The organism is Pseudovibrio sp. W64, from assembly GCF_001623145.1.
In the GTDB taxonomy this organism is placed as follows: domain Bacteria; phylum Pseudomonadota; class Alphaproteobacteria; order Rhizobiales; family Stappiaceae; genus Pseudovibrio.
On sequence record NZ_LMCI01000035.1, the window covers coordinates 28405 to 41872 of the forward strand.

The following is a 13468-nucleotide window of genomic DNA, read 5'->3' on the forward strand; positions in this document are numbered from 1 at the left end:
TGCTTTAGAGATCCGGTCAGGATTATCGGTTTCTCCTGATTGAAAACGCCTCGGCGTTAAGCCGAAGTGGGCAGCAACCGTTCGCGAACTCCTGAACCGCGCTGGATCATCCACCGCAGCGACAAATGCGAGTGCGGTCATTGGGCCAACGCCGGGGATTTCCATTAGTCGCAAGCACACTGCATTGGTGCTTGCCGCGTGTTTAACGCGTTTGTCCAGCTCTTGATACGTGTGTAATAAAGCGAGCCGCGCGTCCAGAAGCGGAACCAGTGCCAGGCTCAAATCTGGGTGGACTTCGATAAACGGTTGCACTGTTGCATCAAAGCGTGTGTGTTTAATCCGTTCCGGCAGACGCAGGCCGTAAACCTTCAAGAGCCCGCGTACCTCGTTTGTCAAGTCTATGCATTTACGCAAGCATGCCTTGCGACTGCTCAGGAGCGTACGCATTGCATGCGAACGGCGGCTTTTCATATGCACTGGGCTATACCAGCCGGAGCGCAGGACTTGCGCTATGCCGCGTGCATCATTCTTATCGGTCTTGTTACGCATGGCCGACAGAGCCGCATTCACTTGCCTTGCCTCCATACAGACAACGTCAAAACCATGTTGTTCTTTCAAACCGTAAAACAGAGGCTGGCTCATTGTTCCAGCTTCAAAGCCAATGCGGGTAATGGGCAACGACGCCTTTGTTAAGGTACTGGCGATAACGTCTACCTCGCAGGCAACCGAGTGTTCAAACACAATCTTGCCTTCGCCGTTGATCACGCAAATTGGAACAGACCGTAAAGAAACATCCAAACCAGCATAGTATTCCATGGTGCTGTCCCATCCTCGCAGCAATATGCTGCGATATTAACAGGAGCTGACCTCTCATGAAGGACGAGCCCAATTACGCATGCTTGTGGCCCGTCGCAGCCAAGATAGATCTAATTTTGGGAGAGCTTTTCGCACATGCAGCAAAGTGTATGTGATCCGACATTACAAATTTTTTTATTCCATACGTGGTTAAGATTACAAACTCTACCGCATCATTACAAACTTTATTATGCCGTCATATCTAAACAAACTGCCCGGCCGCATGGCCGGAAGACCAGGCCCATTGGAAGTTGAAGCCGCCGAGGTGGCCGGTGACGTCGACGACTTCGCCGATGAAGAAGAGGCCGGGGACGGAGCTGGTTTCCATTGTTTTGGAGGAGAGGGTCTTTGTGCTTACGCCGCCTAAGGTGACCTCAGCAGTGCGGTAGCCTTCGGTGCCGACGGGCTTGAGGGTCCACTCGTTGATTGCCAGAGCGGCCTTGCGCAGCACCTTGTCGGAGGTGTCGGCCAACCGTCCGCTCAGCTTATGCTCCTCAGCAATGTGTGTGGCCAGCTTTTTAGGCAGCAAACTTGCCACCGCAGTCTTAATGTCCTGCTTTGGCTGGCTTTGCTTGGCGGACTTCAGGGCCTCAAGAACATCTGTGTCTGGAAGCAAGTTGACGCGAATGTCTTTACCTTCTTCCCAGTAAGAGGAGATCTGCAGAATGGATGGCCCGGAAAGACCACGATGGGTGAAGAGCAATCCTTCACGAAAACTGGTCTTTTTGAAAGACACAACAGCATCCACTGAAACGCCTGCCAGATGTTTGGTCCGTTCCCGCATCGCATCATCAAAGACGAACGGTACGAGAGCAGCGCGAGGGGAGACGAGCGGCAGATCAAACTGCTTGGCAATCTCATAGCCAAAGCCGGTAGCTCCCATCTTGGGAATGGAAGGTCCGCCACAGGCCACAACCACAGACTGCGCTCTCACTGTGTCTCTGGAAGTGCCAACGGTGAAGCGATCATCAGGCTTGGTAAGAGAAGTGACACTGGTGCCCAGCTGAATGCGAACGCCAGATTGCTGGCAGAGCTGGAGCAGCATGTCGATGATCTGCTGAGCACTGTCATCGCAAAACAGTTGGCCCAGTGTTTTTTCGTGCCAACTGATGCGGTGCTTGTCCACCAGCGCGATAAAATCATGCTGGGTGAAACGCTTCAAAGCAGAAACAGCAAAACGCGGGTTCTCAGAAAGATAGTTCGCGGGAGAGGCGTGCAGGTTTGTGAAGTTGCACCGCCCACCGCCGGAGATGCGGATTTTGTCCGCTGGGCGCTTGGCATGGTCAATCACCAGCACAGAGCGTCCGCGCTTTCCAGCCTCAATGGCACACATCAGGCCGGCGGCGCCTGCACCTATTATAAGAACGTCAATGTTTTGCATGGCGCTCTTATATGGGCTTTCCAGCCAAGGTCAACTCGGGATCAAACAAAAGAGGAGGGCCAGAGCCCTCCTCATGCATTTCAGCAATGTTTAACGCTTAAGCCGCAACAACATCTCTCAGGAAGTTGGAAATGGTCTGGCGCAGCTCCGTTGCCTGTTTGGAAACAGAAGAAGAAGCCTCAAGCACGTCATTGGCAGAGTGGTTGGTTTCCTGAACCGAGCTCGTGACAACGCTCATGCTGTCCGCCACATCCTGAGTGCCCTGTGCAGCCTGCTGAATGTTCTGGCTGATGGATGATGTCGCCGCATTCTGCTGAGCAATCGCAGTGGCAATGGAGCTGGTGTACTCATTCACCTGATGCATTGTACCAGCAATCTGCTCAATAGCGGTCACAGCTTCCTTCGTAGAACCCTGAATACCGGAGATCTGAGAGGAAATCTCTTCTGTCGCCTTGGAGGTCTGGGTTGCCAGCTCCTTCACCTCGGATGCAACAACCGCAAAGCCCTTACCCATTTCGCCAGCACGCGCTGCTTCAATGGTTGCGTTCAGAGCCAGCAGGTTGGTCTGCTCGGCGATGTCACGAATGAGATTGACCACTTCGCCAATCTTCTGAGCCGCAACATCCAGATCCGCCACATGATCGTTGGTGGCAGTTGCAACACTGGTTGCATCATCAACAGTCTGCTTGGTCTGGGAGATCTGGCGCCCGATCTCTTCGATGGATGCAGAGAGCTCTTCAGCAGCAGAAGCCACGGTCTGCACGTTTTGCGAAGCCTGCTCAGAGGAACCAGCAGCGCTGTTGGCACGGTCAGATGTGGTTGTCGCGATGTGAGTCAGAGAGTCAGCGGTTTGCTGCATCTTACCGGTGTTGTCATCAACCCGGTCAAGAACGCTGGAAACCTGGTCATTAAACACACTGATCAGCTGATCCACGTGCATCTGGCGGTCACGCTCCTGTTCATGCTCTTTCTCAGAAAGGCTCTGCAGTCGCTTTTGCTCAGCAACCGTATCGCGGAAAGACATAACAGCGTTCGCCACCTGGCCAACTTCATCAACGCCAGTCGCACCAGCGAACGTCACAGTGGTGTCGCCTTCAGCCAGTTTGCGAGCATCGCTAAGTAGGGCTGTTACCGGAATAGATACACTGCGAATGATCGTGTAAGCCGCGCCAATACCCAGCACCGTCACAATGCCGGAGATGATGAGGGCCAGCATAAACTCCCACTGTGCATTCGCAGTCAGTTTTTGCGCATGCATCACCAGTTCGTCCGCAAGGTAGTCTTCAAAATCCTTCAGCGAGTCGATACGTTCGGTCGCCAGGTCAAACCACTCAGTACCGGAGATGGAGGAGATATCGCCACCAAACGCAGCGGCATACCCCAGCTTACGGGCAGCATCAACCTGGCTCATGATAGGCCGGTTGAAGATCTTCTCCAGAAACTTCACCTGAGGCCCGGTCATCAATGATTGCGCAGTTTTGAAGTGCGTATCCTGACTGGCGCCAAGACGAACGAAGCGATGGTAGATAGTCGGGTTAAATTCCTGCGCACTAAAGCCGTTTGCGCCAATTGCGCGCTCAATGCCTGCGTTCTCTTTTCCAAGCAGCACTTCTTCATACATGCTCAGCTTGCGAACAAGGCTTGCATCGCGGCTTACGGCAATTGTGCTTGGCAAAAACTTGAAGGCCTCGTTGATGGTGCCACTGTAGTAAGCAACAGTTTCGCCAACGGTTGTGTTCAGGCTTTTGACGTTATTGCGGATCCGGGCAATGTTTGCCAGACGGCTGTTCACCATGTCCACCTGAGCCGCAAGGCCCTTATCAATGGAAGCAAGGTGGATGTTGTCCAGCGCAGTCTTATAGATGCGGATTTTGCTGTCGGTCAGCTTGTGCTGGTCAGCAAGGCCCTCAGCAAAGGCTTTGCCCTTTGCGCCAAGATATCCGGCGGAGCGGCCACGTTCTTTTTGCAGTTCGTGAACAACAGCACTCAATACAGGAACAAACTCTGCAACCTGACCAATAGAGGATGCTTCCACCTTTTTGTTATAGGCGGTGGTGGTTTGTGAGCCAGCAAAATAGAGCATGGGCACAAACGCAAGCATGAATATCGCGATGATACGATACTTTAAAAGAATACGACGCATGAGAGCACCTAAAAGGGGAACTCGAGTTCCAAATTTGAGCGGGGCACTGCTGCCCGTTACACTGTTTCGTTATTACACGCACAAATTGAGTCAGTAATTCTTTATAGAGCGTTTATTCTATAGCTTGGATTTGTACTAACTACCTACTTATTCTCACCTAAGTAATATAAGTAGGTGAAATACTTAGTTCCTAAGTATATGTGTAGATTGCAATTGATTACTATTTCGGAAATATACTTGAGTTTTCAGCGAGTACAAGAGCATCGACGATAATTAGTGAGCTTTTGATGATTCGTTTAAGCAGTCTATGGAAAGGGAAGCAAAACTCCCCATTCCAAAATCTCGGTCAAGTGATGCTTACGTAGACCACACCTGCGCACGGTCCTGATAAAGCTGTCCCTCCATGCGCGCACCGTACAGAGAACAAGCTTTCACGTAGCCCATGTAGGAACCGTGGATCTTCTCGCTCATTGCATCGCCAGCAGGATAAGCCGCAATCACTTCACGCGCAGCCGCGCCAATCGCTTCAATCACATCCGGTGGGAAGGAGGAGAGAATAGCACCGCGTTCCACCAGTGTGGAAAGAGCGATGGTGTTGTTGTAGCGGAATTCCGCCGTGCTCTCTTCAGCCTGTGCTGTCGCCGCCTGCGCCAGAACTTCCTTCAGCCAAGGCCTCAGGTTCTCATAGGTGTTCTGGTTTACGATCATTTCCAGACCCGGACCCGGCTCATGGAACGCTGGCAAGTGGTAGTACGGCGCAATCTTGTAAAGGCCGAGAGCAAGATCGTTCCACGGGCCAACAAACTCAGCCGCATCAACCACACCGGACTGCAGGGCAGGGTAGATTTCTGGCGGAGGTGTGACAACAGTCGTCGCACCCACTTTGCGCAGAATGTCGCCGCCAAGGCCAGCAATACGCATCTTCAGCCCGACAAGATCATCCAGAGACTTGATTGGCTTCTTGAACCAGCCACCTGCCTGAGCGCCCGAGCTGCCCGCATAAAATGGTTTCACACCATGCGGTGCATACGCTTCGTCCCAAAGAGCCTGTCCGCCACCATGACGCAACCAGCCGGAAAGTTCAGTCGCATCCAGGCCAAACGGGAGAGTGGTGAAGTACATGGTCGAGCGGATCTTGCCCACCTGATAATAAGGCGCGTTGTGACCGATATCAGCAGTGCCAGAGGAAACGGCAGAGAACGTTTCGAACGGAGGAACCAGCTCGCCACCGCCAAAATACTTGATGGAGATCTTGCCGTCAGAAAGCGCCTCAATGCGTTTGCCCAGCTGTTCAGCTGAGGTGCCCACGCCCGGGAAGCCCTTTGGGAAAGAGCCAACGAGTTTCAGGTTCAATGTGGCGTTTGCAAGTGCTGGCGCAGCAAGGACAGAAGCGCTGCCCGCAGCACCAGTTGCCATTGCTGTTTTCAGAAAGTCACGGCGTTTCATCTGCCCGTCTCCGCTAATTCATAAAATACGTAGGTATTAATGCTAGCAGAAGGCAGGTGGGTCTGGCGATATATTTCAGCGGTCAGGGCTGAGAAGAAATCAAGTCAGAGAGAGCTTTACTTGAGTATCTCGAACATGCGCTCGAGTTGCTCTTCCACATTCAGCTGGTCCTCATCAAGAACCTGAAACATCCCGTTGCTGTGAATGCCTTCAACAGCCAGATAGACAAGGGTTGCCAGTTCTGGGTCTTCTGACTCGTCCTGAATGCGCGCATACATGTCTTTATGGAAGACGCGGACAGGGTCAAGCAGGCTCGGGTCGTCTGCAATGGCGGCCAGCATACCGGAGGCTGCCTTGTTGTCTTCTTTGAACTTGCTGCAAAGCCCCTTCAGGAATGCCCGCATCAGTTTATGGCGATAGGGATCATCAGCAAGCTTCTGCTCTTCTGTGGCAATGTTATCGCGCGTGCCATCTACATGGTATTGAACCATGGAGCGGATGAGAGCTTGTTTGCTTGGGAAGTTATAGAGCAGCCCACCTTTGGAAACACCTGCATGCTTGGCGATTGCATCCAACGAAAACTGCCCACCGCCTTGTGCTTGCACATAGTCGATGGCCGCTTCAAGAATGCGATGCTGCGTTCTGCTGGCTTTGGTCGTGCCCTTCACAATGAGTCCCTTGCCCAATTCTGCGAGAGGTCGCAGAGAAAAAAGTTGTTCTTATAAGCGCAGATCTGCGACTTTTGTCAGTATAGGCCATCAGTGGCAACTTTGCGAGGCCAAGTCGTCATGTGAACCACGAAATTTATGAAGTGAAAACAACGATGTTCGTTGAACCAGATAAAATAGCCGTGATTGCGGCTCTTTTAAGAAGTTCTCAGCTGAAAGATGGGGGAGAGAGAGCATTAGGCAAGCTCTGATCAGAACAAGGAGACGGCTGGTCTGATGTAAAAAATAAAAGGCCTGACGGCGCCTGGCAATTGCCGGCGCGCATCAGGCCAATTATGTGGCGGTCACAAAGTTCATTCAGCTTGCGCTGAAACAAACTCTGGAGCCTCGCAAATCGTACAGATTAAGCAAGCTCAATCTGGGAAGCCTGCAAACCGCGGCCACGACGATCTTCTTCAGCAACAAAAGTGATCGCTGCACCTTCAGCAGGAACTGCGATGCCAGAGCGTTCGAAAGCTGTGATATGAACAAAGATGTCTTTGGAACCGTCAGCTGGAGTAACGAAGCCGTAGCCTTTGTCGTGGTTGAAGAATTTGAGGGTACCGTCTTGTCGCATGGAAACGTCCTTTAAGCCAAAAAAGTCAACTCGCCTGGTTAAGGCGGGTCAGTCGTGACGAGCAATGTAATCAAAGGCAGAAAAGGACATTGTTCCGATACATGCACCGCAACATTGCCAGCCGTGTCTCTAATAACAGCCCGCAGTCATAAGGTCTGAGCTCTCATTCTTTCTAAAAGAAATCAGTCCTAATGGTTCATATAGGGAGGCGGGTCATATGTCGCCCCTCTAATACTACGGGATAAGCAAATCTCTTAGCTTGCTCGTCCCTACCGATGTAGTTGCTCCTTAAGAAATCCACAAGGTGCAATTTAAAAAAAGAGCCCAATTGAGGCATTATGTTCCTCTTAAACGGCCTACGATGCCCATAGGGAACCAGTAAATACTGCAGATAAATAACATTCCCAACCAAAGCAGCCAGCGTTCCGGTGAAACCACCTCTGACACTATAGGCAGACTACCCAGCGATTCCTGAAGGAGGCCCAAGAGGTTCTGCAAATAAGACTGAGTGAGAAGGAACAGGACAGCCCCGATAACGGCGCCGTACATGCTCCCCATTCCGCCAATCACAACCATCAACAAAATGTCCACCATTATATCCATAGAGAGCGTCGTCGCTGGCCCGGTGTAGCGCAGCCAGAGGGCCATCAGCGAACCCGCAAGTGCAGCCATAACTGCAGACAGAATTGTCGCCACACTGCGATATCGCACCACCTTGTAGCCAATCGCTTCCGCACGGAATGCATTCTCTCGGATAGCTTGCAGAACACGGCCAAACGGAGAGTTCACCATGCGTAGCAAAACAAGGAACAGACACAAGCTGCTGAAGAAGACCACATAGTACGTGATCAGTTTGCCATTGAGGCGAACCCCGAGCACCTTCTCCTTCACCAACTTGAACGCAGGCGTCATCTCCCGCGGGATACGATAGCTCAGCCCGTCCTCACCGCCAGTGAAGCCGGAAAGTTGCGAGACCAGCACCAGAAACGCACTCGCCACAGCCAGCGTCATCATGGCAAAGAAGATTGCTTTGACCCGCAGCGAAAACAGCGCAATCACAAACGCAAAGGCCCCGGCCACCAACGCACCACACACAGTGCCAAGCGCAATCGCGCTGTAAGAGGCGCCCATGTTCACCAGTGCAATGGCCGTCCCATAAGCCCCGATACCAAAGAACATGGTGTGCGCGAACGACACCACGCCGGTGTACCCCAACAGTAAATCATAACTGGCCACCAGCACAATGAAGATGCAGATGCGAGCAGCGGTATCCAAGGAACGCGTGCCGGGAAACAGAAAGGGTGCAAACAGCAGCCCAACCAGAATGAACAGCAGGACAGCACTGAGCATTTTGCTGCGTGGACGATCACCAGAAAGGAGTTTCACAATCATCTGACAAACTCCTCAATGCGCTTTGACAACGGGGTAAAGCCCCTGAGGTCGCCACATCAGCACAGCCCCCATCAGCAAAATGGTCGAGACCAACGCCAGTTTGGGGATCAGGAAGCCAGTGTAGTTGGTCAGCAAACCCACCAGCATCGCGCCGATGAAACAGCCCTCAATGGAGCCAAGCCCGCCGATGATCACCACTATGAAGACGGAGATCATCACCTCAGCCCCCATATGAGCACTAATGGTTTCCTGATACATGCCCCACATCACACCGCCGAGTCCCGCCAAAGCACAGCCCACCATGAACACTGCCAGAAACAGCTTCTCTATCGGATACCCCAGAGCTTCCACCATTTCGCCATTTTGAACCCCAGCCCGCACCAGCAGCCCAATGCGTGTCCGGTTCAAAACCAGCCGCATGGCAACAAACAATGCCAGCCCGATTACAATGGCCAACACACGGTATTTCTCAATGGCAGCGCCCAGCACCACAAAAGAACCCTGAAACGCAGCAGGCCGCGCCAGCACAATCTCATCCGGGCCCCAGATCACATAGATCAGCTGCTGCGTCACAACCAGCCCGCCCATGGTCACGAGGATCTGCTTCAGGTGTTGCCCGTACACCGGCTTAACAATCAGCCGCTCAAAGCCATAGCCCGCAAGACCCGTCACCAGCATGGCAAACGCCACAGCAAGCAGAACAGCGCCCAGATTAAGCGCAATGCTGGGGCTCTCAATCCACCCACCCAGCAGGCCCAAAATGGTAAACCCTGCAAAGGCTCCAAGCGAAATAAACGCCCCATGCCCGAAGTTGATCACGTCCATCAGGCCGAAGATTACAGTAAGGCCAGACGCCATGATGAAAATCATCATCCCCATCGCCAGCCCCGCCGCCGTCAGCGTCAACCAGGTGGAGCCGGAACCAATCGCGAGCAAGCCGATCACCATCAGCACAGGCACAAGCAGCAGCGGTGCCTTTGCCTCGATAGTCTGAGAGAGAGAAGGGCGCTCGATGCGCGGTTTAATCAGGCTGTCACTCATTGGTGTGCCTCCAGTGAAAGTCCCATCAGCCTCTCCTGCAATTCGGCATCAGCTGCCAGCTCTGCCATGGCGCCGGAATAAACAATCCGCCCGTCATCCATCACGGCAACGGTGTCTCCCACTGCGCGCGCCATGGAAAAGTTCTGCTCCACCAGTAAAATCGTGGTCTGCATCTCTTTCAGTTCTTTCAGGGCTGCAATCATGGCGTTGATGATTGCAGGAGCCAGCCCCTTGGTCGGCTCATCAATCAGGATCAACTTTCTGGGCTCAATGATTGCGCGAGCCACCGCCAGCATCTGCTTTTGCCCGCCGGAAAGATTACCCGCAGCACTCTGCCAAAATGTTTTGAGGGGAGGGAACAGGCCAAAAATCCATCCCAGCCGTTCCTCATCAATCGCACTGTTCCGTGCGGCTAGAAGCATGTTTTCATGCACGGTCAAATCGGTGAAGATGCCCATATCCTCCGGCACAAAAGCAATCTCGCGCTGGGCAATGGCAGGTGTGGTCTCTTTCTGGATCTCTGTTCCATCAAACTGGATCGTCCCTTTTGAGGCCTGCCACAGCCCCATGATGGTCCGCAGCGTCGTGGTCTTGCCAGCGCCATTCCGCCCTAGCAGAACCGTGACACCACCGCGTGGAACTTCCAGATCAACCCCCTGCAAAATGTGGTAGGGGCCAATATGCGTGTGAACGCTGTTTAGACTGAGAAGAGCATCAGACATGCGCACCCTCTGTTTTCTCTTCAGGTGCAACACCTAGATAAGCCTGCTGAACCACCGGAGAGGCGATCACTTCAGTAGGATCCCCATCTGCCACCAGCTCTCCGTTGTGCAGCACAATAATCCGGTCAGCCAGTGAGCGGATCACATCCATCTTGTGTTCAACCAGCAAAATTGTGCGGTCCTTGTCCTGCTTCAACTCACGGATCAGGTCCAGCACAACCGGCACCTCATCAACGCTCATGCCTGCTGTCGGCTCATCAAACATCAGCACTTGCGGACCAATGGCAATCATCAGAGCTACCTCCAGCTTGCGCTGATCTCCATGTGACAGCTCGGATGTGATCTGCTCGGCCTTATCCAGCAAATGCACCTCTGCCAGAATGTGCTCTGCGCGTTGGATCAGCTCCACATGGCTGTCCGCCATAGAAAACAAATCCATGCCCATCCGCTGATGAGCCTGCACCGCCAGCCGTGCATTCTCCCGAACGCTCAGGCCGGGAAACAGATTGGTCATCTGAAACGCCCGCCCGATGCCCCGCAGGGTCCTGTCGGCAACTGAAAGGCGCGTGATGTCTTCGCCATTAAACCAGACATGACCAGCGCTGGCAGAGAGCTGACCGGAAATCAGGTTGAAGTAAGTGGTCTTGCCAGCACCATTCGGCCCCACAATGGCAGTCAGTGTCCCGCGATGAAAATCACAGGACACTGCATCCACAGCCACATGCCCACCAAAACGAATGGTCAGATCATGCGTACTCAGAACCGGCTTTTCGTCTTTCTGTAATTCCAAAGACCTGCCCTTTATGAGAGTTCATTTTGGGCGCGAAGGCTCGGGTTTGCCCGCGCTTTCCGCCGTGCCCAGAGGATGAAGAGGAAGGCACAGCCATACATGGTGATGCCGTAAATACCGGAGGCCAGACTGTATGGCGGCAATGCTTCGCCGTTCATTGCGATCAAAGCCCCAACGGTGATCCCAAGCGTGGCGTTTTGGACGCCCACCTCCATAGCAATCGCAACACTGTCAGGATGCGAGAGCTTCATAAGCTTGGCGCCGCCATACCCAACCAGCAGCATCACAACATTCAGCAAAATAAGGACTGGCCCTAGCTCCAGAATGTTGGCCGTCAGCACAGACCAATTAGTGGCAATGGCTCCAAGCACGATCACCACAAACAGCACGGAGGCCAACAGCGACACCACTTTGGAGATCGCCGCGGTAAACGATGGCGCCATATGATTTACGAGAACCCCAATCGCAACGGGAACAGCCGTAATCAGTGCCATGGAAATGCCAATAGACGTCACATCAATCTTGGGCATGGCCGCACCAAGAAAGTAGTTTGCGGATGCCGCTGCAAAAACCGGCACCGTCAACACGCACAGCACACTGGTCACGGCTGTGAGCGACACCGCCAGCGCGACAGAGCCGCCGCTGAACCGTGTCAGCATGTTGGAGGTGACACCACCCGGGGCGAAGGCAAGCAGCATCACGCCAAACGCCATGGCCGGCTCCAACTCCACCACTTGTAAAATGAGAAAGGCAACAACGGGCAACAAAAGCAACTGCCCCAGCATGCCAATGCTGAACGCACGCGGCATCTGCACCACGCGCTTAAAGTCTTGCAGTGTGAGGGAGATGCCGAGAGAAAACATGATGAACGCCAGCGAAAGCGGCAAAAACAGCTTTAAGAGAATGTCCATGGTCTTGTACTTCGCTCTTTGAGGCTCTGATATTCCGTAAGCGGGACAATCTGCAACTGAGGATGAGGTCAGTAAACCTGCAGAAACCTCTCATGGTTCCAGAGCGTTATCTTTTGTGATTAAGGAGAGCGAGCGAGTGGCCCGCTCCCTCTCTGAGCTATGTAAAGCGGGGACCTACTGGTTCTGAACTGGGATATCCATGTCCTCAATCTTGAGTTCGCGCACCAGTTCAGGAATGCCCCATTCAACCTCTGGATCCATACGGATCTTGAAGTGATACATGGACTGCAATGCCTGATGATCCTCAGCGCGGAATTTCATCAGTCCCTTCGGGCCTTCAAACTCCATGCCTTCCATTGCGGAGATCAGCTCTTCCGTATCCGTGGAGCCAGCTTTACGGATCGCCTCGACAGCAGCGATGCCTGCCGCCATACCACCCGCCGTAAAGAAATCAGGCGGCGAGCTGTAACGAGCCTCATGTTCTTTCACCAGCCAGTCATTCACTGGGTTCTGAGGGATCTCGTAGTAATAGTAGGTCGCGCCTTCCATGCCCGGCATGGCCTTATAGGCTTTCAGAGCCGCCAAAATGTTGCCACCTGTTGCGATCTCAATCCCATGGCGTTCAGGGTTCATCGCGTTGATCTTCGCCAGCGGGTTTCCGCCACCAGCCCAGATCACAAACAGGAACTTGCGTCCTTCCTGACCCTTCAGAGCCTCAAAGATGCGCTGGGCACTCGCGGTGAAATCCTTGGTGTCCGTCGGTGCGTACTCCTCAAACACCAGCTTGGCATTAGTCTTTTCAATCGCATTGCGGAAAGCAGCCACGCCATCACGCCCAAACGCATAATCCTGCGCCAGCGTGGCAATAGACGCACCGTCCTGCCCAAGGGCAACAGCATTCGCAATCGCATCCTGAGAGGAGTTCCGTGACGTGCGGAAGATGTAGCGGTTGAAGTTGGCGCCCGTGATGCTGTCAGCGACAGCAGGCTCCACGATCAGCAGCTTCTCGTATTCCTCAGCAATTGAGAGCATCGCCAACGCAACACCAGAGGAGACTGGCCCAATTGCCAGATCAACCTCATCATCGCCGTAAGCCTCGGCCAGCATGGCACGTCCTATATCGGGCTTGAGCTGACTGTCTTTTTCGATGACCTCAATTTTTCGGCCATCAATCTCCATGGTCCCGCCAGTGGCGTATTCCAGCCCCATCATCAAACCCACATGAGATTGCTTGGCATAGGCCTCAAAAGGACCGGTTTTACCATAGACGTGGGCAATCTTGATCGGCTCTGCCGCAGAGGAAATATTTGATGAAACAGAAAGCGCAAACGCGCTGGCCGCTAGGCTAACCGCCGCGGCCCTAAGTAATTTATGCATAATGAAACCCCTCCCACGTTGCCCAGGGGCCTCCGTAAACGCAAACACCGTCTCAAAAGACTTCGTAAGCCTGCCCTCAAACAACGTAAATAGAGTTGACGCATGTATTCAGGAAGGAGTCAATGA

General features: G+C 53.3%; 12 protein-coding genes. All 12 read right to left on the bottom strand.

Annotated features, from left to right (window positions below):
- Positions 1 to 816 (bottom strand): IS110 family transposase (locus tag PsW64_RS15695; protein WP_193757813.1); only part of this gene is annotated, 816 nt, incomplete at its 3' end.
- 241 nt (positions 817 to 1057) lie between these two features.
- Entirely contained in the window at positions 1058 to 2236 is a 1179-nt protein-coding gene (locus PsW64_RS15700; RefSeq protein ID WP_063304184.1) for an NAD(P)/FAD-dependent oxidoreductase, read from the bottom strand.
- Between the two features lie 97 nt (positions 2237 to 2333).
- A complete protein-coding gene (locus PsW64_RS15705) occupies positions 2334 to 4379 on the bottom strand; it encodes a methyl-accepting chemotaxis protein (protein ID WP_063291410.1) in 2046 nt (681 codons plus the stop codon).
- A gap of 357 nt (positions 4380 to 4736) precedes the next feature.
- The gene (locus PsW64_RS15710; RefSeq protein ID WP_063304185.1) at positions 4737 to 5825 is read right to left on the bottom strand and encodes a TRAP transporter substrate-binding protein; all 1089 of its coding nucleotides are present in this window, start codon (positions 5823 to 5825) and stop codon (positions 4737 to 4739) included.
- A 116-nt stretch (positions 5826 to 5941) separates the two neighbouring features.
- Positions 5942 to 6493: a TetR/AcrR family transcriptional regulator gene (locus PsW64_RS15715; RefSeq protein ID WP_063286955.1), complete on the bottom strand. Its 552-nt coding sequence runs from the start codon at positions 6491 to 6493 to the stop codon at positions 5942 to 5944.
- A gap of 403 nt (positions 6494 to 6896) precedes the next feature.
- Positions 6897 to 7109 carry a cold-shock protein gene (locus tag PsW64_RS15720; RefSeq protein ID WP_057461006.1) on the bottom strand — a complete coding sequence of 71 codons (213 nt, stop codon included), beginning with the start codon at positions 7107 to 7109 and terminating at the stop codon, positions 6897 to 6899.
- A 336-nt stretch (positions 7110 to 7445) separates the two neighbouring features.
- Complete coding sequence (locus PsW64_RS15725; protein ID WP_063304186.1) at positions 7446 to 8501, bottom strand: branched-chain amino acid ABC transporter permease; 1056 nt, start codon at positions 8499 to 8501, stop codon at positions 7446 to 7448.
- A 12-nt stretch (positions 8502 to 8513) separates the two neighbouring features.
- Complete coding sequence (locus PsW64_RS15730) at positions 8514 to 9542, bottom strand: branched-chain amino acid ABC transporter permease (protein ID WP_063304187.1); 1029 nt, start codon at positions 9540 to 9542, stop codon at positions 8514 to 8516.
- On the bottom strand, positions 9539 to 10264 hold the full coding sequence (locus tag PsW64_RS15735; RefSeq protein WP_063301402.1) for an ABC transporter ATP-binding protein: 726 nt from the start codon (positions 10262 to 10264) through the stop codon (positions 9539 to 9541). Before PsW64_RS15735 ends, PsW64_RS15730 begins: the two co-directional genes overlap by 4 nt.
- Positions 10257 to 11054, bottom strand: coding sequence for an ABC transporter ATP-binding protein (locus tag PsW64_RS15740; protein ID WP_063304188.1), 798 nt, complete (start codon positions 11052 to 11054; stop codon positions 10257 to 10259). The genes PsW64_RS15735 and PsW64_RS15740 overlap by 8 nt, the downstream gene beginning before the upstream one ends.
- A gap of 11 nt (positions 11055 to 11065) precedes the next feature.
- Positions 11066 to 11965, bottom strand: coding sequence for a bile acid:sodium symporter family protein (locus PsW64_RS15745; protein ID WP_063286862.1), 900 nt, complete (start codon positions 11963 to 11965; stop codon positions 11066 to 11068).
- A gap of 174 nt (positions 11966 to 12139) precedes the next feature.
- Entirely contained in the window at positions 12140 to 13342 is a 1203-nt protein-coding gene (locus tag PsW64_RS15750) for a substrate-binding domain-containing protein (protein WP_063304189.1), read from the bottom strand.
- Between the last annotated feature and the right edge of the window lie 126 nt (positions 13343 to 13468).